At 59.6% G+C, this 22,332-nt stretch carries 23 protein-coding genes; 16 read left to right on the top strand and 7 right to left on the bottom strand.

The genetic code is table 11. The features are described 5' to 3' along the window. Positions 1-323 precede the first annotated feature (323 nt). Entirely contained in the window at positions 324-446 is a 123-nt protein-coding gene (locus ISP19_RS21390; RefSeq protein WP_275577106.1) for a hypothetical protein, read from the top strand. A gap of 89 nt (positions 447-535) precedes the next feature. Here the strand turns inward: ISP19_RS21390 and ISP19_RS06120 are convergent, their stop codons facing one another. Both ISP19_RS06120 and ISP19_RS06125 read right to left on the bottom strand, forming a co-directional pair. After that, the gene (locus tag ISP19_RS06120; protein WP_204680475.1) at positions 536-751 is read right to left on the bottom strand and encodes a hypothetical protein; all 216 of its coding nucleotides are present in this window, start codon (positions 749-751) and stop codon (positions 536-538) included. Between the two features lie 136 nt (positions 752-887). Next, positions 888-1,682, bottom strand: a complete 795-nt coding sequence (locus ISP19_RS06125) for an AIM24 family protein (RefSeq protein WP_204680476.1) — start codon at positions 1,680-1,682, stop codon at positions 888-890. A gap of 436 nt (positions 1,683-2,118) precedes the next feature. Here ISP19_RS06125 and ISP19_RS06130 point away from each other — a divergent pair, with 436 nt between their 5' ends. Next, a complete protein-coding gene (locus ISP19_RS06130) occupies positions 2,119-3,654 on the top strand; it encodes a catalase (protein ID WP_284384702.1) in 1,536 nt (511 codons plus the stop codon). Between the two features lie 58 nt (positions 3,655-3,712). Then, the gene (locus tag ISP19_RS06135; RefSeq protein WP_204680477.1) at positions 3,713-4,357 is read left to right on the top strand and encodes an ankyrin repeat domain-containing protein; all 645 of its coding nucleotides are present in this window, start codon (positions 3,713-3,715) and stop codon (positions 4,355-4,357) included. A 276-nt stretch (positions 4,358-4,633) separates the two neighbouring features. Here ISP19_RS06135 and ISP19_RS06140 read toward each other — a convergent pair whose 3' ends face one another. The 3 genes from ISP19_RS06140 to ISP19_RS06150 all read right to left on the bottom strand — a co-directional run bounded on the left by ISP19_RS06140 (position 4,634) and on the right by ISP19_RS06150 (position 7,293). Then, on the bottom strand, positions 4,634-5,371 hold the full coding sequence (locus ISP19_RS06140) for a DUF418 domain-containing protein (protein ID WP_204680478.1): 738 nt from the start codon (positions 5,369-5,371) through the stop codon (positions 4,634-4,636). A 383-nt stretch (positions 5,372-5,754) separates the two neighbouring features. Beyond that, positions 5,755-6,267: a Cif family virulence factor gene (locus ISP19_RS06145; protein WP_204680479.1), complete on the bottom strand. Its 513-nt coding sequence runs from the start codon at positions 6,265-6,267 to the stop codon at positions 5,755-5,757. A gap of 285 nt (positions 6,268-6,552) precedes the next feature. After that, positions 6,553-7,293, bottom strand: a complete 741-nt coding sequence (locus tag ISP19_RS06150) for an SDR family NAD(P)-dependent oxidoreductase (protein WP_204680480.1) — start codon at positions 7,291-7,293, stop codon at positions 6,553-6,555. A gap of 161 nt (positions 7,294-7,454) precedes the next feature. Here ISP19_RS06150 and ISP19_RS06155 point away from each other — a divergent pair, with 161 nt between their 5' ends. The 10 genes from ISP19_RS06155 (at position 7,455) to ISP19_RS06200 (ending at position 16,846) form a co-directional block, all read left to right on the top strand. Further along, positions 7,455-8,357, top strand: coding sequence for a LysR family transcriptional regulator (locus tag ISP19_RS06155; protein WP_204680481.1), 903 nt, complete (start codon positions 7,455-7,457; stop codon positions 8,355-8,357). Between the two features lie 125 nt (positions 8,358-8,482). Further along, positions 8,483-9,640, top strand: a complete 1,158-nt coding sequence (locus ISP19_RS06160) for a LamG domain-containing protein (protein WP_204680482.1) — start codon at positions 8,483-8,485, stop codon at positions 9,638-9,640. A gap of 32 nt (positions 9,641-9,672) precedes the next feature. Continuing rightward, on the top strand, positions 9,673-10,857 hold the full coding sequence (locus tag ISP19_RS21475; RefSeq protein ID WP_204680483.1) for a sensor histidine kinase: 1,185 nt from the start codon (positions 9,673-9,675) through the stop codon (positions 10,855-10,857). Then, a complete protein-coding gene (locus ISP19_RS06170; protein ID WP_204680484.1) occupies positions 10,850-11,635 on the top strand; it encodes a LytR/AlgR family response regulator transcription factor in 786 nt (261 codons plus the stop codon). The genes ISP19_RS21475 and ISP19_RS06170 overlap by 8 nt, the downstream gene beginning before the upstream one ends. A 322-nt stretch (positions 11,636-11,957) precedes the next feature. Continuing rightward, complete coding sequence (locus ISP19_RS06175; RefSeq protein WP_204680485.1) at positions 11,958-12,542, top strand: RNA polymerase sigma factor; 585 nt, start codon at positions 11,958-11,960, stop codon at positions 12,540-12,542. Further along, positions 12,539-13,150, top strand: a complete 612-nt coding sequence (locus ISP19_RS06180; RefSeq protein ID WP_204680486.1) for a zf-HC2 domain-containing protein — start codon at positions 12,539-12,541, stop codon at positions 13,148-13,150. Before ISP19_RS06175 ends, ISP19_RS06180 begins: the two co-directional genes overlap by 4 nt. Then, positions 13,147-14,388: a S8 family peptidase gene (locus tag ISP19_RS06185; RefSeq protein WP_204680487.1), complete on the top strand. Its 1,242-nt coding sequence runs from the start codon at positions 13,147-13,149 to the stop codon at positions 14,386-14,388. The genes ISP19_RS06180 and ISP19_RS06185 overlap by 4 nt, the downstream gene beginning before the upstream one ends. Before the next feature lie 9 nt (positions 14,389-14,397). Further along, entirely contained in the window at positions 14,398-15,090 is a 693-nt protein-coding gene (locus tag ISP19_RS06190; protein ID WP_204680488.1) for a TorF family putative porin, read from the top strand. 133 nt (positions 15,091-15,223) lie between these two features. Then, positions 15,224-16,300, top strand: coding sequence for an NHL repeat-containing protein (locus ISP19_RS06195; RefSeq protein WP_204680489.1), 1,077 nt, complete (start codon positions 15,224-15,226; stop codon positions 16,298-16,300). A gap of 381 nt (positions 16,301-16,681) precedes the next feature. Next, entirely contained in the window at positions 16,682-16,846 is a 165-nt protein-coding gene (locus ISP19_RS06200; protein ID WP_204680490.1) for a hypothetical protein, read from the top strand. A gap of 147 nt (positions 16,847-16,993) precedes the next feature. Here the strand turns inward: ISP19_RS06200 and ISP19_RS06205 are convergent, their stop codons facing one another. After that, a complete protein-coding gene (locus tag ISP19_RS06205; RefSeq protein WP_204680491.1) occupies positions 16,994-17,737 on the bottom strand; it encodes a hypothetical protein in 744 nt (247 codons plus the stop codon). A gap of 246 nt (positions 17,738-17,983) precedes the next feature. Between ISP19_RS06205 and ISP19_RS06210 the strand changes: the two genes are divergently transcribed. Beyond that, the gene (locus ISP19_RS06210) at positions 17,984-18,490 is read left to right on the top strand and encodes a MarR family winged helix-turn-helix transcriptional regulator (protein WP_204680492.1); all 507 of its coding nucleotides are present in this window, start codon (positions 17,984-17,986) and stop codon (positions 18,488-18,490) included. Next, positions 18,477-19,157 (top strand): GNAT family N-acetyltransferase, encoded by a 681-nt coding sequence (locus tag ISP19_RS06215; protein WP_204680493.1) that lies wholly within the window; start codon positions 18,477-18,479, stop codon positions 19,155-19,157. The genes ISP19_RS06210 and ISP19_RS06215 overlap by 14 nt, the downstream gene beginning before the upstream one ends. A gap of 134 nt (positions 19,158-19,291) precedes the next feature. Here the strand turns inward: ISP19_RS06215 and ISP19_RS06220 are convergent, their stop codons facing one another. Further along, a complete protein-coding gene (locus ISP19_RS06220; RefSeq protein ID WP_204680494.1) occupies positions 19,292-20,437 on the bottom strand; it encodes a right-handed parallel beta-helix repeat-containing protein in 1,146 nt (381 codons plus the stop codon). 362 nt (positions 20,438-20,799) lie between these two features. On the opposite strand from ISP19_RS06220, the gene ISP19_RS06225 reads away from it, so the two are divergent. Next, on the top strand, positions 20,800-21,876 hold the full coding sequence (locus ISP19_RS06225) for an FUSC family protein (protein WP_204680495.1): 1,077 nt from the start codon (positions 20,800-20,802) through the stop codon (positions 21,874-21,876). The last annotated feature ends 456 nt before the right edge of the window (positions 21,877-22,332 follow it).

Here is a 22,332-nt window from a genome sequence, read left to right on the forward strand (position 1 = left end):
ACTTCCGAATCCAAATGACACATACGCCGTGGCTGACGTGTCTGTAGCTACCGAATACGGATCGCTCAAAGAGGCGAAAGAGGCGCGAGCTCGCTGCGACCTGTCGACAAGTTGGCGCAAGGCCACGCCAGAACCAGAAGCAGAGATGCAGGATTTCTAATTGTCCCGCCCGGGCCGTAGCAATCAGTGCGACGACGCGCTTTATTTACTTTCCACAACGGCGCTGCTGCCGTAGTTCTCGCGAAGTTGCTCCACATAGAGCTGCTTCCATTGTTCCTGGACGTCCGGGGTAAGTCCTTACCGAGCGAAGATCGGCTGAACCAATGCGTCCACCATCCTGTCAGTCTCGTGAAAAAGCGCCGATCCTGTTCCAGCTGGCGAAGGAGCGCGGTCACGTCACCCAACGCGACGTGGTCGATCTCTTCTCTAAAAAAGTGGTGCGCTAAATAACGCCGCCTTTGATTGGCTTCCTCCAATCGGGACTTTAACTCTGGCGAGATACCAGCGACTTTCTCCAACCGCGTAGACAACTCCCTCAGCGTCTCCGCAAATCTGCTCCTGTAATATGCATCGTATTCTTTGGGCGTCCAGCGCCCATTGGTTTTTTCAACAGATCAATCCACACCAGCGCATTCGCGATGCCATGTTCCAATACTTGAACAAAGTACATCGCGAGGCCGTACCTAGCGCATATACGTTTGAACGCAGGGTCTTCCTGATCCTCATATTCGACGCCCGCCGCTTCTTCCATTGACCCTCCGACTCAACTGATTGCACCGGCATGCAACGTTTAATTGTCGTCATCTAAATGGCCTATCGACGCTCCGCACTAAAAAACGACGGTGATTACGTCAAGTTAATGGCCACAGACAACTCATCGTGAGCGATTAGTCGTCCTTATTAAAAAGCCCCCCAAGCACCGACCCAATCACTCCCCCGGCAATCGCTCCACCGATCCCAGCCGAATCGCCTCCGATAGACGAACCCCGCGCATTCTCCTGCCCAAGATACGGATGCAACGCATGCGCCAGATTCGGCATGGTCAGCGTCTGCAACCACACCTGGCCCGGCCCGGTGAGATGGGCAATAAACAACCCATCCCCGCCGAAGAGTTTGTTCTTCAATCCGGGAAGCAGGGTGATCTCGAAGTTGACGCTGCCTTCGAACATGCCGATGTGCCCGGGATGCACTTGAAGCGTTTCGCCGGGTGCGAGGGTGTAGGTGACGATTTCGCCGCCCAGTTCCACCCAGGCGCGGGCGTTGCCGGCCAGCTTTTGCAGAATGAAGCCTTCGCCGCCAAAAATGCCTGCGCCGAGCGAGCGCTGAAAACCAATGCTTAGATCCACGCCTTCAGTGCCGCACATAAAACCGTGGCGATGGATGAAGTAGGTCTGACCGGGGTTCACTTGGACTTCGACGATCGAGCCCGGCACATTCGCCGCGAAGGCGACCATGCCCGGCGAGCCGGAGGTCTCGTATTCATTCATGAACAGGCCGCCGCCGGAAAGGGCGCGTCCTACGACGCCGAAGAAACCTTTCGCACCGGCTGTTTGCGCCGTCGTCTGCAACACGATGTTGCGGGTCATCCAGGAAAACCGGCCAGGCGCTGAAACAAGTTTGTCACCTTGTTCCAAACCCACTTCCAGGACCGGCAAGGTCGTTCCTACCAAACGCGTCTTCATGGCTTTGTTCCCCACATGTCTAGGTGTCGGCCGGCAAAGGGACCGGAGGGGATTATGCGGCAAAAAAGGGCGGGAGGTGATTGTGTCGAATGACCTATCTCCGGCTGCTTATCGCGCGAATATAAAACGAAGATGGACTTGCTTTTTGATGTGATAGCGCACGAGGTGATTGCATACGCGGCAAGCAATTTATTTTGCGCGCGTGCCGCATTTTGATGACTTCGAAGAACAGGCCGAAGCTCGTTGCGTGTAGTCAACTATCCCGGAAATTTTTCACATTGGACGCTTATCGCAACGACGCCGTCCGTAGCCACCTCGCGTACTCACATAGAAATCCCCTATCAACTCTATCGAGACAAACGATTAGACGGTTGCTGCACCAGCTGCGACATATATGCGCGCTCTCAGCCGCAACATCCAATAAGGGGACACCCGAGTGATAAAAAGAAAGCTGTCGACGTATACGTCAATCGCATTGCTATCCACCAGTCTCGCTACGGTCGCGTACGCGCAGAATGCACATCTCACCAACGACAACGGGACGCCTGTCGGCGATAACCAGAACTCGCAAACCGCCGGCCCGGAAGGCCCCGTCCTGTTGCAGGATTCGCATCTGATCGAAAAGCTGCAACGCTTTGATCGCGAACGCATTCCTGAGCGCGTCGTCCACGCACGTGGTACCGGTGCTTTTGGCGTGTTCCAGCCTACCGCCAACATTTCCGATCTTACCAAGGCGGTGGTCTTTACCCCGGGCACGCAAACGCCTGTTTTTGTGCGCTTTTCTACGGTGATGGGTTATCGCGGCTCGCCCGAGGAAGCGCGTGACCCGCGTGGTTTTGCAGTGAAGTTTTATACGCAGCAAGGTAACTGGGATATTGTCGGCATCAACTGGCCGATCTTCTTTATTCGCGACGCGATCAAGTTCCCCGACTTTGTGCACGCGAACAAACCGAGCGCAGTGACTGGCGTGCAGGATCCCAATCTGGCGTTTGACTTCTTCGCGCATTCGCCCGAAGCCACCAACATGCTGACCGAGCTGTATACGGATGAAGGCATGCCTGATTCCTATCGGCATATGGATGGCTATGGGGTGCACGCGTTCAAGTTTGTCAACGCAAACGGCCAGGTTCACTACGTCAAGTTCCATTGGAAGAGTGAGCAGGGCATTCACGGTATTCGACCGCAGGATATCGCTGCCGCCATCGGCAAGGACTGGAACCTCAACACCAACGATCTCTACGCCGCGATTCGCAAGGGCGACTATCCGAAGTGGGATCTGTATATCCAGGTGTTGGAGCCGCAGGACCTGGATAAATTCAATTTCGACGCGCTCGATGACACCAAGGTCTGGACCGGTGTGCCGGAACGCGAGATTGGTACGTTGACGCTCAATCGCGTTCCCGACAATTACTTCGAGACGACCGAAGAGGTGGCATTTGCGCCATCACGCCTGGTCCCTGGTATTGAGCCGTCGGAAGACCGGATGCTGCAAGGCCGTCTGTTTGCCTACGCCGACACCCAGATGTATCGCCTCGGCGCCAACTACCAAAGCCTGCCCATCAATCGCCCCTTGGTGTCGGTGACCAATGACAATCAGGACGGCAAGATGAATGGCGGCGACCGGAAAGGTGAGACCAACTACGAGCCCTCCGGTATTGATGAAGTGGCGGAAGATCCCGGCGCCAAGGCGGTGCGAACCACGCTGGTGGGAACCACGCAGCAGCAGGCTATCGCCAAGACGCGTGACTTTATGCAGGCCGGTGAGTACTACCGCTCACTTTCCGCGCAGGACAAGGCGGACCTGATACTGGCGCTGAGTACCGACCTCAACCGGGTCACGGACGAGAGCAACAAGTACACCATGGTGTCGTACTTCTATAAGGCCGATGCGGATTACGGGACGCGCCTCGCGGAGGCTACCCATACCGACGTGGGCCGCGTGAAGGCCATGGCTGCAAAGCTGGTGGATTGATCATGGTTTGCTGCCCCGGGATGTTCTCTCGGGGCGGCTCTTTTTTCGGCGCCTATTCATGCCTCAATACTCGCTATCCAGACCCGGCCTGATCTTTTCGGGTTTTGCCGCTCTCGTCGCGTTCGCCCTTGCCGCCTACGCATGCCTCCCTTCACTGCGTCTGGCCTTTCATCAGCGTGAAGTAAGCGGCATTTCACAGGCGCATTGGGTCAACGCGCATCAGTACGACCAGGATTGGTTTGATGCCGCGCGGGCAGGGCGAGTGGACATCCTTCGCGCCTTGTACGAAGCGCATTACCCGATCAATAGCCGCACCAGCCAGGGTTACACGGCGGTGATCCTCGCCGCCTACGACGAACAGCCGGCGGCGCTCGACTACCTGCTCAGTATCGGCGCCAACCCGTGCCTGGGTGATCGCAATGGCAATACCGCGCTGATGGGCGCGCTCTATAAAGGCAATACCGGCATCGCCAGGCGTTTGCTGGAGACGCATTGCCCGATTGATAGCGTGAACAATGCAGGCGAAACCGCGTTGTCGTTTGCGGCCCTGTTCGGTCGTTTGGAGTTTCTGTCGACGATCGCCGGGCAAGGTGCTGACCTTAATCACGCTGACTATAAGGGTGATACACCTATGGACATTGTGCTGAAGCAGGGTGATGGGAATGCGGCCATGGCGCTGCGCAAGCTTGGTGCCAGGGGCTGATCAGTCCCAAGTTGAGGACATTATTGAAAAGAGGGAGGCAAAATGTGCCTCAGCGTTTTCCGCTCGTCGTCCCGGCGGAGGCCGGGGCCCAGCGTCTTTGCGACATCCAGGCCACTAGGCCCCGGCCTTCGCCGGGGCGACGATGAGGCGGTTTGACAAGTCACGCAATGCCAGCGCGGCTTTCAATTTTTTATTGGAGTCGTCAAGAAAAAAACGGGATGCACTTAGAGGCAAAGTACTTTTTCAAACCAGAACCCGATTCTGCTCCCTCGCGTTCTATGCCCGCTTCACAAACGGCACCCTGTGCCCGTAAGTCAAATAACGCCACACCCATTCCAGCGGCCCCATCTCAAAGCGCGCCAGCCACAACGGCGACCAGATCAACTGAAGCACCCAAACACAAATCACGATGCCCCAAAGCGCCGGCCGATCCACTTCGCCCATCAGCGCACCACGGCCCCCGTAAAAAATGGACGTCATGAGCATCGACTGAGTCAGGTAGTTGGTAAATGCGATTCGCCCGGTGGCTGCAAACGGTGCAAGCAGGCGAGACGCATCACCTCGCAAGAGCAGAATGAGGCTGGCCGCATAGGCAAGTGAAACGAACGGCGTCACCAGCAGGCCAATGACGTGCCCCCAAACAGTGGGCGATTCCGCCACATCCGCCTGCCACGTGATCCAGGCGACCATGGCTAGCGCTACGGTTCCGATCACCATCACCGCCCGATACCTGCGGCGGGATGATCGTGCTGCAAAGAATCCAGACTTGAACAACGAAAGGCCAATCATCATCAGCCCCAGCGTGTCCGGGATACCCCTCCAACCCTTGCTCAACTGATGCAGATATTCACGGGCATTCTCCTGATACGCTCCGCGCCACGAGCGCTTGGCTTCGGCGAAATCAGCCGCTATCGCGATCTTCTTCTGCGCCGCCGCTGTGGCATCCGGAGCATGTTGCGGCACGGCGCGGCTGCTTGCATCGGGAGCCAGGCTTGGGATGGCGCCCGGCGGCATGTCTCGGGCGGTCGTTACGGCAAACAGAATGACCCCGATCAACAACAAGGTTTTGGGTGGCAGCGATCGGCAAAACAGCATGATGACGCCAGTCGCGGCATACAGGGACAGGATATCTTCCCACCAGATGCCGAAGCCATGCAGCATGGCAAACAGGAAGAGCGCGCCCAAACGACGCCAAAGTATGCGGCTGCGTCCCGGGTCCGACGTTCCCCTCCGACCAGATACAAGGAAATGCCGAACAGCATCGAAAACAGCGTCCTCGGCTGGTACGCAATCACTCTTGAACGGCATTGCTGATTTGATGCACAGCCATCCTGTCTGGTTTACACACGCCCTCAGCCGCAGGGCGTGCTGATATGTCTCGTTGCGGTGACTGGGCGCTACACCCCTACCGGGTTCGACGAATAGATAATCGTGGCAATACGCCAGCCGTTCTCGCCCTTCACCAGTTGCCAGGTTTCACTGCCCTTGTTGGTGGGTTTGCCGTCGACCATGAAGACGTAATCAAAATAGAGCGTCGCGATCGTGCCATCGCTTTGGATGGTGAGATGGTCGTGCTGCGGGTCCAGGTGTGACTTCGATTGCGAAACGTATTTGACGAAGTCCTGATAGCTGCTGACACGGATCTTGGTCGTGCCGGGTTTGACAACGCGCATATGTGCAAACGCCGGGTCCGAAAGGACATTCAACCAAGCGCCGCCCTGGGGAACGAACAGGCTCGCCAGCCGAGCGCCATCGTGCGTCTCGACGGCTTTGTGGTACGCATTCATGACATGCTGCACATCCACGGTGTCCTGGCTGAGCTGATCGGGTGCTGGCGCAGACGACTGTGCAATCGCGCCCAGGGGCAAGGTCATCAAGGCGACGGATAAGTACATCAACGCTTGTTTCATCGAGGTAACTCTCATGGGAAGGAGCCATCATTAGATCGCGCTTCCTGCAGGGTTTGGACGCTGGAACAGGGCCTATGCGTTCAACCGTGTGCTTTGTTCGACGAGTCGGTGTTAGATGAATACCGATCGATGGATAGAGCCGTGCTACCGTTATCGCCGCCGCGTCACACAAAAAGTGCGCATCGTGGCGATGGAGAAAAAGCGTGACGGCGTTTGACGTTTCCACCTGCTTTGTTGCTCGTCGTCCTGGCGAAAGGGAGCCGCCTCCAGGCGGCTCGCGGGGCCTCAGACCTGGCCGATGCCACCGTCGGCCATCAAATCCGAACCCGTCACGTAGGAACTTTGATCGGACGCCAGGAACAGCGCGGCGTTGGCAATCTCCTCAGCCCGGGCGAGTCGACCGATCGGCACCATGCCTTGATACATGCTGACCAGATCTTCGCGTGGCGCCGATTGAGCGTCGAGAATCGGAGTGTCGGTAACGCCCGGGCTCAGCATGTTCACGCGAATACCGCGATCCTTGAACTCCGCCGCCCAGGTGCGCGCATAGGAACGCAACGCCGCCTTGGTCGCCGCGTAGGCGGTGTGGCCGGGAATGCCCATGATGTGCATGGCCGAGGAAACCAGGATGATCGATCCACTACCCGTCATCAGCGGCAGCAGCTTCTGCACCAGGAAGACCGGGCCGCGCGCCATGAGGTTGAATGCTTTATCAAAATGCTCAGGCGTGAGGGTGTCGATCGAAGCCTGCTCGGTATAGCCTGCATTCGACACGATGATGTCGACGACACCCTTTTCGGCCTTTACCGCCGCCGCGACACGGTCGAGATCATCGAGGTTCGCGGCGTCGGCCTGGATCGCGGTGACGTTGCGTCCGATCAGTTTGGCGGCCTCGTCGAGCTGGGCTTGCCGACGGCCGAAGATAAATACGTGAGCGCCTTCGGCGACAAATCGCTGGGCGGTCGCCAAACCGATACCGGTCGTTCCGCCGCTGATGACGGCAATCTTGCCTGCGAGAGTGGACATGGGAAACTTCAATCTGTTCGTGGGGGGAACCATGAAGATAATGTCCGTTACCCATGATGATAATTGGCAGATCGTTCATAAGGCTTATGCTGCAAGAGAATGGGTCGAATGACCTATCAAGCTCACGCCATCGCGCGTGATGAATTCTGCGGAAGACGACCATGGATCGATTTCACGAACTGAATGCTTTCATCGCCGTGGTTGAAGCGGGTGGTTTTTCCCCGGCGGCGCGTCGAACCGGCGAATCACAATCGGCCATCAGCAAGGCCATTGGTGCACTGGAGAAACGCCTCGGCGCAGTGCTGTTCAATCGCAGCACACGCAGCGTGACCCTCACGGACCAGGGGCAGCGATACTACGAGCGGATAAAACCGCTGCTCGACGACATGAATGAAGCCGACAGCGAACTGGCGACCAGCACAGTCAATGTTCCGGGCTTGATCAGAATCGCCGCTGCCTCCACCTTCGGCCGCCTGCATGTGCTGCCGCTCATACCCGAGCTGTTATCGCTCAATCCCGGCCTTCAGGTCGATCTGGTTCTATCGGACGCCATGCGGGACATGGTGGAAGATCGCATTGATCTGGCGATCCGCCTGGGCCCGGTCAATGATCCCGACGCGATCGTCAGGCGCGTGGCCAGCACGCCGCTCGTATGCGTCGGATCGCGTCGCTACTTTGAGCAACACGGCATACCCAAGACCCCGGCCGAGTTGGTTGATCACAATTGCCTTTTATATGGTGGCCTGATGGAGTCGGTGAATTGGCCGTTTGTCGGGCCGGAAGGTCGATTCAGCGTGACGGTGCGCGGCAATCTTTCGTCCAACAGCGTCGAAACGATCCGGGCCGGCGTGCTGGCCGGCGTTGGCATTGGCCTGTTTGCCAAGGTCTCGCTTGCCGATGAACTGCGGCATCCGGACGTGATCACCGTTCTCGATGAATTTATCGGCGATGCCCGAGACATCAGCCTCATCTGGCCGAAACGCCGGTATGTGCCGGCGCGAGTGCGCCGCGTGACGGATTATTTTGTAGCGGCCCTGCCCAAGCGTATCGATATGTCCGGCTAGCAACACCGTTGGTCCGCTTCGCAACATTTCACTTAGTGAACCGGAACCCCGCATCTAGAGTCGGCGGCGGATCGATCAGATCCCTGACGGGGCTAAAGCCGGTGACGGTGAACAGAACGAACCCGATGGCACGGCGCCGTATGGCCGCGATGCTATGTCTTGGCATGGCGAGCGCAGCGATGGCCGACGTACCGACGGCCATCCCACTGACGGCATCGCGCTGGCAAGTGACCGGCGATGTGAGCTTCGTGCAGAAGGAGGCTTTCCCGCAGGGCATGATGGTGATGAAGGCAGGTAAGGGGAATGACGACGCCTACGCACGGCTCAAGGACGTGGCGTTCGAGAATGGCAGCATCGAGTTCGACGTCAAGCCGCTCAACGACGAGTGGCCCACTGTGCGCTTTCGCGAGCACGATAGCGGCAATGCCGAAGAGTTCTACATCCGTCCGGGGCCGGACTGCGCGGTGGCGATCGACTGCCTGCAATATGCGCCGAAAATCCGTGGTCGCATGCTGTGGGATAGCAACTACCAATACCAGTGCGCGGCGCCGTTCCGCGATAACGAGTGGAATCACGTCAAGCTGGTGATCTCGGGCCAGCGCATGAATGTGTATATCAACCATGCGATGCAACCCACGCTCGCGGTCGATCAACTGGAAGGCGCGGGCGGCGCCGGCAGCATCGAACTGCAAGGGCCGGCGGTCTTCGCCAACGTGGTGATCGCACCGGGGGAAACCGATGGCTTGTCGCCCAGGCCGCTGCCCGATCCCACCGCTGGCGATCGTGGCTACGTACGACGTTGGCAAATGGTCGGGCCGCTGCCGTTGGCTAGGCATCCTGAGCCGGGCATCGACGATTTGCCGGACACGCATGCCGCCTGGTCGCCGATCCAGGCCGAGCGCCTGGGATTGGTGAACCTCGCGCGCCGCGTTGATCCGATCAGCGACCGCACCACGCCGAACTACGCTTGGTTGAAGGCCAACGTGCAGTCCCCGCGCGATCAGGTAAAACAGGTTTCGCTGGCTTACCTGCGCATGGTGACGGTCTTCGTAAACGGGCAACGCGTCTTCAGCGGGGACAACCTCTACAACACGCCGAGCGAGCGCAAGCCCCCGGATGGGCGTTTGGGTCTGGAAAACGGCCATTTCGAGCTGCCGCTGAAAAAGGGTGACAACCAGATCGTCGTGGCGCTGCGCAGCAATACACCGGAGATGGGCGACCATTATGGTTACGGCTTCCGTTTCCATATCGATGATGCCAGCGGGTTAAGCGGCGGTGACTGAGCCCCCGTAACTTTCGGCCGATAAGCGGCTGAGTGCGGCGTCGTAACATCGACAGCCATGGATGGCCGCCGCCAACCTATCCTCTACCGGTATCCGCCCCGTTGTTCCCGACCGTGACCCGCATCGACGCCGACCCCTACGAACCTCGCCCACCCGGTTGGCGCATGGCGCTCGTGTTGGCCGGTTTCTGGACCGCGGTGGCGTTGGTCTTCGTGCTGCCACACCTGTCAGGCAGCGCAACGTGGCGAAGTCTGTTACCGGCGGCGCTGGCGCAATGGTGGGCGTGGGGTCTGCTGACGCCGATCATTCTGGCGGTGAATGCGCGACTGCCGTTTTCCAGCCGGCAGTGGTTGTGGCGCATCGCCGCGCAACTGTTGCTCGGCGCGGTCTGCACCTTGTTGTATGCGCTGCTGGAGGCTTGCCTGGCCGCATTGCTGCGTGCCGATGCATGGTCGCGCATCGTGGATCCGGCGATGTGGCTGGATGCCATGCATGGCATGTTCTGGAGCCTGCTGGTGTACGGCCTGATCGTCGGCGTGGGTGAGGCGCAGCGTTACCAGCGGCATTACGCCCAGGCCGAGCTGCACATGGCGCGGATCGAGCGCAGTTTTACCGATGCCCGTCTGCATAACCTGCGCGCCCAGCTCGATCCGCATTTTCTGTTCAACGCGCTCAACACCATTTCCTCCCAGGCCGAGCGCGAGCCGAAGCTGGCGCGCAAGATGATCGAGCACCTCGGTGACCTGCTGCGCATGTCACTGTCCTCACAGCAACGGCAAACGACTGCTTTGGCAGAAGAACTCAGCTTCCTGGAGCATTACCTGGCGATCCAGAAAATCCGCTTTGGTGACGATCTGCGCGTACACATCAGTGTTGAGCCGGGATTGGAACGCGCGCTGGTGCCAAGCCTGATGATCCAGCCGCTGGTGGAGAACGCTATTCGCCACGGATTGTCACCGCGTGCTGGCCTGGGGCAGGTGTGGCTGGATGTCGTGCGCGTCGGTGAGGCGATGCGCATCAGCGTGCGTGACGATGGCGTCGGCCTGCCCGCGAACGGCGGGGAGAAGCGCGGTGGCCTGGGCCTGGCCACTACCCGTGAGCGCCTCGCCGGCCTGTATGCGCAACAGGCGCACATGACCGTGCGTGCGCTCGCGCAGGGCGGCGCCGAAGTCGAGATCCTGTTGCCGTTGCATTGGAGCGAGGCCGCGCATGCTTGAGCGATCCGACGAACGGATCCGTGTGTTGGTGGTCGATGACGAAGCGCCTGCCCGTCAGCGGCTGATCGACCTGTTGCGCGAGGATGCGCAGATCGCTTCAATCGGCGAAGCCAGTAACGGTGTGGCGGCGGTAACAGCGATCGAAAGCGATCCGCCGGACCTGGTATTCCTCGACGTGCAAATGCCTGAACTGGATGGGCTCGGTGTGGTGGAGGCCATTGGTGCGGCCCAGATGCCATTGACCGTGTTCGTCACCGCCTACGACCAGCACGCGCTACGCGCATTCGAATCCAACGCGATGGATTACCTGCTGAAACCGTTCAGCGACGAACGGCTGCACGCCACGCTGGAACGTGCCAAGACGCGCCTGCGCGAGCGACGCGGCAGCCACATTGCGGACAACATGATGCGCATGATGTCCGCAATGCCACGTGCGCAAACCCATGTGGAGCGGCTACCGCTGCGATCGCCGGGCAACATCAAACTGGTCAACGTGGCCGAGATCGACTGGATCGAAGGCGCCGGCGTTTACGTCAACCTGCATGTGGCCGGCAAGGCATGGCTTTATCGCAGTTCGCTCAATCGCCTGGAAGAACAGCTCGACCCGCAGCGCTTCGTGCGCATCCACCGTTCGGCCATCGTCAATATCGACAGTGTGATCCGGCTGGAAGCTTTGTCTCACGGGGAATTCACCGTGATCCTCAAAGGTGGTGGAAAAGCACGCGCAAGTCGCAGTTATCGCAGCACACTGGAGAAGCTGTTGGGGCAAGCGCTTTGAATGGTAGCTGGTGATCAGTGCACGTCATGCGCGCACAGATGAAGCATCCCCACATTTTCCGAGCCGTCATTCCCGCGAAGGCGGGAATCCATTGTGCTCTTGCTCTTAGAGCAACATGGATTCCCGCCTTCGCGGGAATGACGGCCACGCAAGATTGATCTTTTTTGCAATACATATCCCTTTGTTTGAGCGCCAAAAAGCTGGGATACCTCAGCCACAGAGCACTTTCCCTCAGCAAAAGCCCACTCTGCCCCTCACCCCCATTGAACCAAACCACCCCGCCGCGGTATGAACAGCCAGACACCATGCGTGAGGAACGGCCATGCGCAAGCAGCGGGCGGGTCCGGCCGGGGGCGGCGTCTCCGAAGACGAGGAGACCGCCTTGCTGGAGCGCGTGGCGGCCGAGGAAAAGGACGCCTTTGACACGCTGTATCGCCTGTATCGACCGCGCCTGCAGCGGTTTTTGCGCGGGTTGACCAAGCAGCCGGGGTCGGTGGGGGAGATCCTCGACGACACCATGATGGTGGTGTGGCGCAAGGCTTACACCTTCAACCACCTCTCGAAAGTATCCACCTGGATTTTCGCCATCGCGTACCGGCAATCGCTGAAGGCACTCCGGCGCCTGGGTGAGCCGGAAGAGCCCGAGTCCGGCGAGCGCGCCGATCTGCTGGCGCCTGGCCCGGATGATGTCCTGCAACATCAGGAACTGCGCAAGCATCTGGACGACGCGCTCGGCACGCTCTCGCCCGAACAGCGCGCGGTGATCGAGCTGACCTATTACTTCGGCTACGCCTGCAGCGAAATCGCGCAGATCATGGCGTGTCCGGTCGACACGGTGAAAACGCGCATGTTCTATGCGCGACGCAAACTCAAGGCATCGCTGGCATCGTGCCGGGAGGCCATATGAATGGTCGAATCATCAAGTTCGAAGGCTCGGTGCATGCGGAAGCTGATCGGCTGCTGCCGTGGTACGTCAACGGCACGCTCGACGAAGGCGAGCGCGTGCAGGTGGAACAGCACCTGGCCGAATGCGCGGCCTGCCGGCGCGAGGTGGAGTGGTTGCGCACCTTGCAGGAGGGCTTCGTCGAACAGACGCAGCAGGATGAGCTCTCGCCGGCAGCACATCCGCCGCGCCACGCAGCCATGCGGCGCAGCGCATCACCCGTCCGCAGACGCCGCGAACGCTGGCTGATCGGGCTGGCCGCGATACAGGCCGTCGTTATCCTGGCGCTGAGCGTCTTCACGTTCCGCGCGCAGCTTGCCCCGTATCGCACATTGAGCGCACCGGGCGATAACGATGCGCTGCTGGTCGTGACGTTCGATCCGCGTACACCCGAATCACAACTGCGTCAGTTGGTGCGCGCCTACGACGCGCACTTCGTAGGTGGGCCCACCGAAGGCGGCGTCTACATCCTGCGCGTACCCAATGGACGCGCGGCTGCCATGCGCAAGGCTCTGCACGGATCACGGCAAGTGATGCTGGTCGAAGACCTCGGTTCGGGCGGCAATCCATGAAGTATCTGCGTGCCATCGCCGCCGCACTGTGCGTGGTCGGATGCTTGGCCGCCCACGCGCAAACGCAGGCACCACCGCAAGTGCTGGTGATGCTGCGCGTCGCCGCACCGCATCTGCGCGCGGCAGATGGCTATGACGCCGGCTACACTGCTGCCCCGGACGAAACCGCGCGCCTGCGCATCGCGCGCCAACTCGCCCATCAATACGGCCTGCAGCTTGTCGACAATTGGCCAATGCCCGCGCTCGGCGTGGATTGCTTTGTCATGCGCATCGCCTCCGGCCAGTCCACCGGCGACATCACCCGTGCACTGTCGAACGATGCGCGGGTGGAATCGGCCGAGCCCAGGCAGGCGTTCCACACCTTGGGCGGTGATCCACTTTACGCACTGCAACCGACCGCCACCCGCTGGCATCTCGCCGAGCTGCATGCGCTGACCACCGGGCGCAACATCACCGTGGCGGAGATCGACAGTGGCGTCGACACCGCCAATCCCGATCTGACCGGCCAGGTTGTCGAACGACAGAACTTCGTCGACGATGGTGGCTACCGCCCCGAACTGCACGGCACCGAAGTCGCCGGCATCATCGTCGCGCGCGAAGGCAACGGTGTAGGGATTGCCGGTGTCGCACCGCAAGCACGCCTGCTCGCATTGCGTGCCTGCTGGCAGCTGGCGGATGGCGACGCCGCGTCTGCGTGTGACAGCTTTACGCTGGCTAAGGCCCTGCAATACGCACTCGAAAAGCGCGTACAGATCATCAACCTCAGCCTTAGCGGACCATCCGATCATTTGTTGCAGCGTCTGCTCGACGTGGCGCTGAGCCGCCACGTCACCGTCGTCGGCGCGGTGGATGCCAGCGTGGCTGACGGCGGTTTTCCGGCTTCGTACCCCGGCACGCTGGCGGTTGCCGGTGAGCATGCCCAGGCCCACGGCACCGATGCATGGATCGCACCCGACGAGGACATCCCCACCACCTTGCCCGGCGCGCGCTGGAACATGGTCAACGGCACCTCGTTTGCGGCGGCGGAAGTCAGCGGGCTGGTCGCCCTGCTCAGGGCACTGTCACCTGACATGACACCTACCACGCTGCACGACGCCTTGGCCGCGCGGACTGCGCTAGGCTTGGCCTCGATGCGGCCGATGGCGATCGACGCATGCGCGGCCGTGGCGCAGGTGAGCCGGCGTTGCACCTGTGACTGCGTGACAGCGCATGCCTCCCTGGGAGTGCCGCGCCGATGAGTACGCCTCGTGTTCCGGATCGTGGTGGTCGCTCTGGTCGTGTTGTTCGCCGCGCAGGCCCACGCGCAAATGACGGGCAGTGCCACGCTCGCTTCCGATTACCGTTTTCGCGGCACCTCCCTCAGCAACGATCAACCATCTGCACAATTGGCCTTGGATTACGACTGGCCGAGCAGCGGCTGGTACGCCGGAGGCATGATGGCTAGCGTCCGACTCGATCCTGAAAACGCGGCGCAGCTGCTCGTCTACGGTGGTTATGTGCACCGCTTCAGTACGGATTTCAGCGTGGAAGGTGGCGTGCGCTACACGCGCTTCACCGGTAGCGAGTCCTACGCGTACGCGGAAACCTATGCCGGCTTTGCGTATCGGCAGTTGGTCGGCCGCGTGTATTACGCGCCCAATTACTTCAGCAACGGTTATCCCGTGTGGTACGCCGAACTCAACGACAGCCACACCTTGAGCGGTCACTGGTATGCATTCGCGCACGCCGGTTATCTGCGGCGCAGCGGTGACGTGAGCGATTATCACGTCAGTCGTTTTCGTTCCGATTTTCAGGTCGGCATCGGTCTTTCCCTGCAACCGTGCAACGTCCGGCTGAGCTGGAATACCTCGCACGGTGCACCCGATGCCGTGGTTGGCTATCCATCCGCTGCGGGCGCGACGCGCAACGCCTGGGTCTTGAGCATCTCGTATGCATGGTGATGTCTTTGACGCTTACGTCGCTTTGATCTGAATCCGCTGCACACGTTTCACACACTTCCCACGTGCTTGGTGGGGAGCGGGAGCTTTTGCGCCTTCAACTTGCATCGTCACGTCCCTGAAGGAGGGATTTGCTATGACACCCACGCCGCTCACAAAGAAGCTTGTCCACGTCACCGCCCTCGCACTCGCCATCGCCGGCATTGTGAGCGGCGCCTTGTACGCCCGCGCCGCCGTCGCCCAGGACAGCGGACCGATGCTGATTTCCGACCAGTTCAACAACCGCGTGATCGAGGTGGATCCCGCCACGCATAAAGTGCTGTGGCAATTCGGCAATGGTTCGGACATACCCGGTCCGCACAGCGTGGTGGGGGTCAATGATGCGGAACGCTTCGGATCGCTGACGCTGATTTCCGGCACCGGCACGCCACCCGGTCTGCCTGGCTGCTCGAACACAGTGAACGGTTGCCCTGATAACCGTGTATTTATCGTCGATCCGGCCGGCGGCATCATCTGGCAATACGGCCAGGCCGGCGTCACCGGTGCAGGCCCGGATCAATTGAATACACCGGTGCAATCGCTGTTCCTGGTCAGCTTTCCCGGTCATTTCGGGCCCAACGTGCTGATTACCGACCAAGGCAACCAGCGCATCATCCTGGTCAATCTCAATCACCAGATCCTGTGGCAATACGGCACCACCGGCGTCAGCGGCGACGGACCGAATCAGCTCAACAGCCCCAACAGCGCGGAAGTGCTGAGCAATGGACACATTCTGATCGCCGACGAAAACAATAATCGCGCGATCGAAATCAAATCCAACGGGCAACTCGTCATGCAATTCACCGCCGGCGGCACGCTCAGCGGCGTGGCCTTTGCCAGCCGCCTGTCCAACGGCGACACCTTGATCACCGACTCCAACAACAACCGCATTGTGGAAGTAAACGGCAGCGATCAAATCGTCTGGCAATACTTCACCAACACGCAGGCGGGCAGCAATCCCGACCCGTTGCCGACACGCGCGGTACGTTTACAAAACGGCGATACCTTGATCAGCGACCAATTCAATAATCGCGTCATCGAAATCACCAAGGCGGGCAAGATCGTCTTCCAGCAGGGCGAACTCAACGTCCCCGGCGACGGCTTCAATCAACTCGATGGACCGTATGACGCCAAAGAGATCGGCGACTTCACCGGTCTGACACCGCCGTTCTGATGTGCGCTGATTCGTAGGGCGGGTCAGGGACGGCGCCGGTTTCCGACGTCGTCCCCAGTAGCTGGCGCGATCGTGCGTACAGCAAGTGTCATCAAAATCCTACATGACACTTGCAGCCGCACTCGATAAAGTGATCGGGCCATCAACGCAGTTCGCGGAACAGCAAACGCCAATGGCCCAGGCAGCAATGCTTGGAGAGACGCGGATCGTGAGAGTTAACGGCTCCCACGACCCGCTAAACCACAAACAACTTGAAAGGAGTTGCCCATGGTCTCCCAAGATCATACGTCACCGCCGTGCCCTCCGGATCGCAACGATCCATCACGGGTACCCACCTTAAACCTCGATGGCACGCTCCCACCGCGGAGTTTGGGTCGGGAAATGCGGCAAATCCCCACATCCAGGCAGGCTGACATTGCGCTAGCGGTGCTGGTGATGGAACGGCCGGACAATGCCTTCACCTCCCATCGCACTGGCGACCGCAACGGCCTGCGCGCCGCCCCTCACTTCCTGCATCACCTCGTCGACACGCACACCCCAGCGTAGGGTGGATCAACGCGTGTACGTATGAGGGCGGCCATGCTGGCTAGCTGGGTTAGGACAGTGCGCCATTTTCGGCACGTTGGTTGGCGACAACGTGCCCTTTTTCGCGGTTTGGCGGGGATTTTCTGGGTTACGCGTTGCTAACCCAGCCTACGATGCTGTGGCAGCTCCTATTGCGCGATCGCGTTCGTATTTCGCGATGGCGATCTTTCTTGGCACGGCATAAATGGCACTGATGAGCAGCAACAGTTGAAAGGACTCAAATAAGAGGAACTGTTTATCGTCATTAAGCTCGGCATCTTCCAGTTGCGCGATCGCTTTGGATATGGCGCTTTGCCTGGTGATCCCCGGGTCACGCATGACCCGAAACTGCAAACCACGTAGTGCGTCGTCGATGGCCCTGCGGGCACTCCTTTCATCGCCTAGCACCAGACCCGCGGCGGCATCCGACAAATCTTTTTGCATTTTTTGGCACAAGTATTTTCTAAATAGGAAACTTCCGGTCGGATTGCAGTATGTATCGGTCATTTGGGAGTTCATCGACGCTCGTGCCGAAGCGATATGTTGCAGGCGCGCATCAAGGTTGCGCGCGTCCATGTCGTAACCGATATGAAAATACAGGCCGATGAACGATAGAACCGCAAAGGCTGATGCGATTTCTATCTCAAACTTTTTCTTCGCGATAAGTTTTTTGATGTCATCGCCATTCGCACTACGCAATGACGAATATTGGCGGAAATACGCGAGAACGCCTGCCGCGATGGCAAGAAGCGCGAGGACCAATTCGAACAAGCGTGCGTAGCCAACACTATCGACATACCATTCCGCCGCCACGCCTATTGAAATCCCGGCCAGGCCGGCTGCGTGTAGCAGCAAGGTTTTCGCCTTGATCATGTGCTGTCTCCCTGTCTATGTGACCGTCATTTCGGCATCAGGGAGAACAACTTAAGGCCGTACCGTACGTAGGTTGGGTTAGCGCAGCGTAACCCAACGGTGTTTCGCTGCTTCGATGAAGATCCGTTGGGTTACGCTGCGCTAACCCAACCTACGCCGCTGGCGTGGGCGCCGAGCTTCTTGCCATCACCCATCGTTTCGGCCTAACCTATAACACGTTATATAAATACACATGTATTTGTCGCCATGACCGAAGACGTCGTCAAGCAACTGGGTTATTTGACCCTTGGTACGCGATTCAAGCGCATCGGCGAGCGCCTGCAGGCGCAGACGCAAGCGGTGCTGGAAGCCACCGGCATCGATCTTCCTTCCTCCCACTTCCCACTGATCGGCGCCCTGGACCGGCTTGGTCCGCTGAGTGTGGGGGATCTCACGCAAGCCGTTGGCGTAAGCCAGCCGGGCGTCACGCGTATGGTGGGCAAGCTGGAAGCTTTGGGTCTGGTGCGAGCGCAACAGCCTTCGGAAGACTTGCGGGTGAAAACCATCGCGCTGACTCCAGCGGGCCGTCGGCTGGTTGAAAACGCCAAGAACATCGCGTGGCCGCAGGTGGAAGCGGCGGTCGCGCATGCCTGCAAAGAACTTTCAGGACCTTTGCTCGCCCAACTGGAAGCACTCGAAAACGCCTTGGAAGCCGCCCCGTTGCTATCACGCGTGGGCAGCACTGCTGGAGAACGTAAACGTGTCCGTACTTGATCGGCCGATCTGGCACAGCCTCACGACTAGCCAGGCGCCATTGTCAGAAGGTGGGGCGCTGGCCAAGCGCTATCGGCGCCATATCAACGTATTTGCCGCGACGGGAGATGACCGGCCCGAATCCCTGGCCGCGTTGGCAGCGCTGGTATCGCCGGGCGAAAGCGTCTACGTGTTGCAGATACCGGAAATCGTTGTTCCGCCCGGTTTGCGCCTGGTGAAAGCCGCCAAAGGCGTGCAGATGGTCGCGACGCGCCCTATCCATCACAAACCAGGCAACGAAGAAATCCTCGCGCTGACCGATGCCGATGCCGCCGACATGCTGGCCTTGGCCACGCTCACCGAGCCGGGCCCGTTTTTGACCCGCACGCATGAAATGGGCGCTTTCATCGGCATCCGCATCCATGGTCAATTGGTCGCGATGGCCGGGGAACGCATGCGCATGCCCGGCTACACGGAAGTCAGTGCCGTGTGCACCCATCCGGACTTCCGTGGCCGCGGGTTCGCGCGCATGCTTTCCGCTCTCGTGGCCGAAAGTATTCAGGCCAGGGGCGAACAGCCGTTTTTGCATGCGTGGAAAAACAACCTGCCGGCCATTGCGCTCTACGAGCAGCTTGGATTTCGTCTGCGGACGGAAGGCGATGTCGCGGTGCTGGCGCGAGCTGGCTAAGAGGGTTGGAAGAACCGCCCCCATTTGGAATTTCCCTGAGCTGGTCCTGTTTCTGCGCAGTAATTGCCTTGTCAGTCAAAAAAGCCTCCCCCGAAAAGAGGGGGAGGCTTTGCACTATCCATGGTGGCTGTCGATTACTTAAGCGGCGAGATAACGTTATTGGACTGCGTCACATCCGTCGCCGTGCTGGCGATGGTGACATCACGCAGATTCCAGCCTTCCGAGAGGATCGACACGTTGTGCGCGTAGAACCACGTGTCGCCATTCCATTCGATGGTGTTGCCCGTGATCTGTACATTGCTGCTATTGCCGCCGATATCCACGCCGAACAGGTAGTTCTCACTCAGGTTGCTATGGGTGATGGTGACGCCGCTCGGGCCGTCGGTGAATACGCCATAGCCGTGGTTGTTCTCCGCCGTGACGCCGTTGAGCGCCAGGATAGACACGTTTTCATGCACTTCCAGGCCGTTGCCGGCGTTGTTGGACAGCGTGGTGTTTTCCAGGCGTACCTGCTGGGTGTCGCCCTGCGTCTGCGGTTCGATGTCGATACCGGACTGGGGTGCCGTGCCGTTCGAACCGGTGAAGCTGCTGTTCACCACATACACCTGCGTCGCCGGTGCGATCGTCAGGCCCTGGCGGCGATTGTTGGTGGAGGTGACGCGGTTGAGCGTCACGCCGGTCGACACCACCACCGTGTTGCCGGATCCGGTGCCGCCGACCAGAATGCCGTCACCCCAGGAGTTCGACAGCGTGGTGTCGTGGACGTAGACGTTGCTCGATCCCTCGATGTTGATGTCATAACCCCACTGGCCAGTGCTGCCTTGGTGCTGGGTGCGATCGCCGACGAAGTAGCCGCCTTCGATCTCGACGTTGTTGACGTTCCACGCCTTGACGATCCAGTAGCGCTCGGCGTTATTGGGAATGGCCTTGAGGTACGCACCACCCCACAGCGACAGGCGCGTATGCGAGCGCAGGTTGATGCCCTGCAGCGCATTGATCATGTAGTTGCCATTGGGCACCACGATCGTGCCGCCGGAGGACGGCAGTGCATCGATGGCGGCCTGGAAGGCAGCCGTGTCATCCGATACGCCATTACCCATGGCGCCGAAGTTGCGGACATCGAGAACCGTGGAGCCGATCGACACGGTCGGCGTCGTCGTCCACCAGTTGGTTGCGGAAGCCGGGCGGGCCACTGCGGCGAGCGCCAGGGTGGCGGCGGCGATAAGAAGCTTACGACGAAGATTCAGGTTGGAAACCTGAGCGTTGTTCGTGTACTGCATGTTGGACCCCTGTAACGCTAATGCGTCGACTACACATGGAAGAAAAGCCGTCTATTTTTTTGGGATCAACGGCGTGTGTACGATGGGTCACCAACACGTGAAGCGGCAAATGTGAATTGATGATTTACCTCACAGAAAATACGCGGCGCGGACAGGCCGATTGACGGCCTGTGAAGTGCATTGTGAAAACTGAACTTGTTGGGACAAAATGACGCCTATGTCGGCATGCGCTTACCCGTAGACGCGGCTTTTCAAGCGCTGAGCGCGTATGAAGGTGATTCCGGCCAGGCAGGGGAAAGGTCTTTCGGTTCTAGGCTTCAGCGCACCCGACAGCATCACACGCTCAATCTGGCGAGGTTGTTATGCGGACGATCATGGCGAAGCTGGAAACATGGCTGGATCGCATCGATCCAGGCACGCATCGCCGTATCAAGGGTCTTCGGCTGGTCACCGCTTACGGCATCGCGCTGGCGCTTGGCGCGCTCAGGGATGTTTCCGGCGACATTCCATCGACGCTGACACTCGGTGCGCTCGCCGGAAATTTCGCCCTGTGGGCCAGCGTGTCTGAAGCGCGCTCCACGCGTTACACATCGAGTCGCGATCTGACCGTTCTCTGCATCGCGGCCGCCGTGGGCGCGTCGAGTTATGCGTTATGCGCACCGTGGTTGCAGCCCTACGGGCATGCGTGGCCGGAAATCATTCTGGTCGTGGGCGCATTTATGGCGGGATACCTCAAACGCTACGGCATCACCGGTGCGGGCATCGGCTCGCAGATCTATATCGGACAGCTGTTGGCATACGGCGGAAAACTCACGCCGATGGATATGCAAGCCATTGGCATCGCGATGTGCATTGCCATCGTTTCATCCGTGGTACCTCGCTTGCTCAGCGGGCCGGCCGAACAGCCGATACTTCAATCGCCGCTGGTGTCGGTGATGGCGCCGCGTTATCGCACCTTGACGGCCGAGATCGTCATGGGACTTCAGGCCGCCGTGGCTGCGCTCGTCGTGGTGATCTTGAACGGCACGTTCGGACTGCTCGAATCGGAATGGGCGATCACGGCGTGCGTCTATGTCATTGCCGGCACCTCCAGCGGCACGATGGAGCGTGTCCGGCGCCGCATCATCGGCACGCTTATCGGAGTGCCGCTTGGATTGGTGTGCCTTCCGCTTGCGGCCAATGTGCCGTTGTTGCTGTGGGGTGCCGCCTCGCTCGCCATGATTATTTACGCGATGGCGCTGCCTGAGCGTTACGACGTCGCCTGCGGTGCATTCGCATTCGTGCTGATGGTGACGCTTGCTGTTTCCGGTGAACATTCGACGTCCGTCCTGTTTGCAAGAGCGTGGGAGACGGTTTTGGGCGGTGTATTGGGCCTGACTGCCGCGTCCTTTCTGTTTCCGCTGCGTGCGGCCAAGGAGAGGGATACTCCTGTTTTGTAACCGCGCAATGCTTGGGTGACCTGCATTCCCGGCTAAAGAAAGAAGGTTCAGAGTCAGTTTCCAATTTGGAAAAGTACTCCGTCCCTTTTTTGTATGTCGAATTTATCTCCCTTGGAGGCATCCTTGACGAGCATGAGCACGCCCGCCCAAACTAACCCGGGAAACGAGGGGGAAATGGAATGAGCGATACGAATCTTGACCCGGCGCAAGAGCGTCGCCGGCTACGCGCAGCTCTTGAAAGCATGAAGCAGAAAAGGAATTTGGCGGTAGGCGGTTTCGTAGCTGCCATGGGCTGTCTATATATGTCAGCGCGTATGGAGGATCTGCCCGATGCAGTACGTTGGGCGATGCGCGTAGCGGCACCTCTAATCTTTGTGCCTCTTGCATTACCTTTTCTGCGTTCGCCGTGCCCACAATGCAGGAAGCCTTATCACTCCGTGAAGAGCTTGTTTCGAC

Origin of the sequence: Dyella flava (assembly GCF_016904955.1) — a bacterium.
GTDB lineage: Bacteria > Pseudomonadota > Gammaproteobacteria > Xanthomonadales > Rhodanobacteraceae > Dyella_B > Dyella_B flava.

What these genes read in the sequence shown, in the direction of transcription:
- ISP19_RS06155 (WP_204680481.1), top strand. Translation starts at nt 7,455, where the DNA reads ATGGATCGATTTCACGAACTGAATGCTTTCATCGCCGTGGTTGAAGCG.
- ISP19_RS06220 (WP_204680494.1), bottom strand. Translation starts at nt 20,437, where the DNA reads ATGCAGTACACGAACAACGCTCAGGTTTCCAACCTGAATCTTCGTCGT.
- ISP19_RS06150 (WP_204680480.1), bottom strand. Translation starts at nt 7,293, where the DNA reads ATGTCCACTCTCGCAGGCAAGATTGCCGTCATCAGCGGCGGAACGACC.
- ISP19_RS06170 (WP_204680484.1), top strand. Translation starts at nt 10,850, where the DNA reads ATGCTTGAGCGATCCGACGAACGGATCCGTGTGTTGGTGGTCGATGAC.
- ISP19_RS06175 (WP_204680485.1), top strand. Translation starts at nt 11,958, where the DNA reads ATGCGCAAGCAGCGGGCGGGTCCGGCCGGGGGCGGCGTCTCCGAAGAC.
- ISP19_RS06125 (WP_204680476.1), bottom strand. Translation starts at nt 1,682, where the DNA reads ATGAAGACGCGTTTGGTAGGAACGACCTTGCCGGTCCTGGAAGTGGGT.
- ISP19_RS06200 (WP_204680490.1), top strand. Translation starts at nt 16,682, where the DNA reads ATGCGGCAAATCCCCACATCCAGGCAGGCTGACATTGCGCTAGCGGTG.
- ISP19_RS06225 (WP_204680495.1), top strand. Translation starts at nt 20,800, where the DNA reads ATGCGGACGATCATGGCGAAGCTGGAAACATGGCTGGATCGCATCGAT.
- ISP19_RS06210 (WP_204680492.1), top strand. Translation starts at nt 17,984, where the DNA reads ATGACCGAAGACGTCGTCAAGCAACTGGGTTATTTGACCCTTGGTACG.
- ISP19_RS06195 (WP_204680489.1), top strand. Translation starts at nt 15,224, where the DNA reads ATGACACCCACGCCGCTCACAAAGAAGCTTGTCCACGTCACCGCCCTC.
- ISP19_RS06180 (WP_204680486.1), top strand. Translation starts at nt 12,539, where the DNA reads ATGAATGGTCGAATCATCAAGTTCGAAGGCTCGGTGCATGCGGAAGCT.
- ISP19_RS21390 (WP_275577106.1), top strand. Translation starts at nt 324, where the DNA reads ATGCGTCCACCATCCTGTCAGTCTCGTGAAAAAGCGCCGATCCTGTTC.
- ISP19_RS06185 (WP_204680487.1), top strand. Translation starts at nt 13,147, where the DNA reads ATGAAGTATCTGCGTGCCATCGCCGCCGCACTGTGCGTGGTCGGATGC.
- ISP19_RS06135 (WP_204680477.1), top strand. Translation starts at nt 3,713, where the DNA reads ATGCCTCAATACTCGCTATCCAGACCCGGCCTGATCTTTTCGGGTTTT.
- ISP19_RS06160 (WP_204680482.1), top strand. Translation starts at nt 8,483, where the DNA reads ATGGCACGGCGCCGTATGGCCGCGATGCTATGTCTTGGCATGGCGAGC.
- ISP19_RS06120 (WP_204680475.1), bottom strand. Translation starts at nt 751, where the DNA reads ATGGAAGAAGCGGCGGGCGTCGAATATGAGGATCAGGAAGACCCTGCG.
- ISP19_RS06205 (WP_204680491.1), bottom strand. Translation starts at nt 17,737, where the DNA reads ATGATCAAGGCGAAAACCTTGCTGCTACACGCAGCCGGCCTGGCCGGG.
- ISP19_RS06145 (WP_204680479.1), bottom strand. Translation starts at nt 6,267, where the DNA reads ATGAAACAAGCGTTGATGTACTTATCCGTCGCCTTGATGACCTTGCCC.
- ISP19_RS06140 (WP_204680478.1), bottom strand. Translation starts at nt 5,371, where the DNA reads ATGCCGCCGGGCGCCATCCCAAGCCTGGCTCCCGATGCAAGCAGCCGC.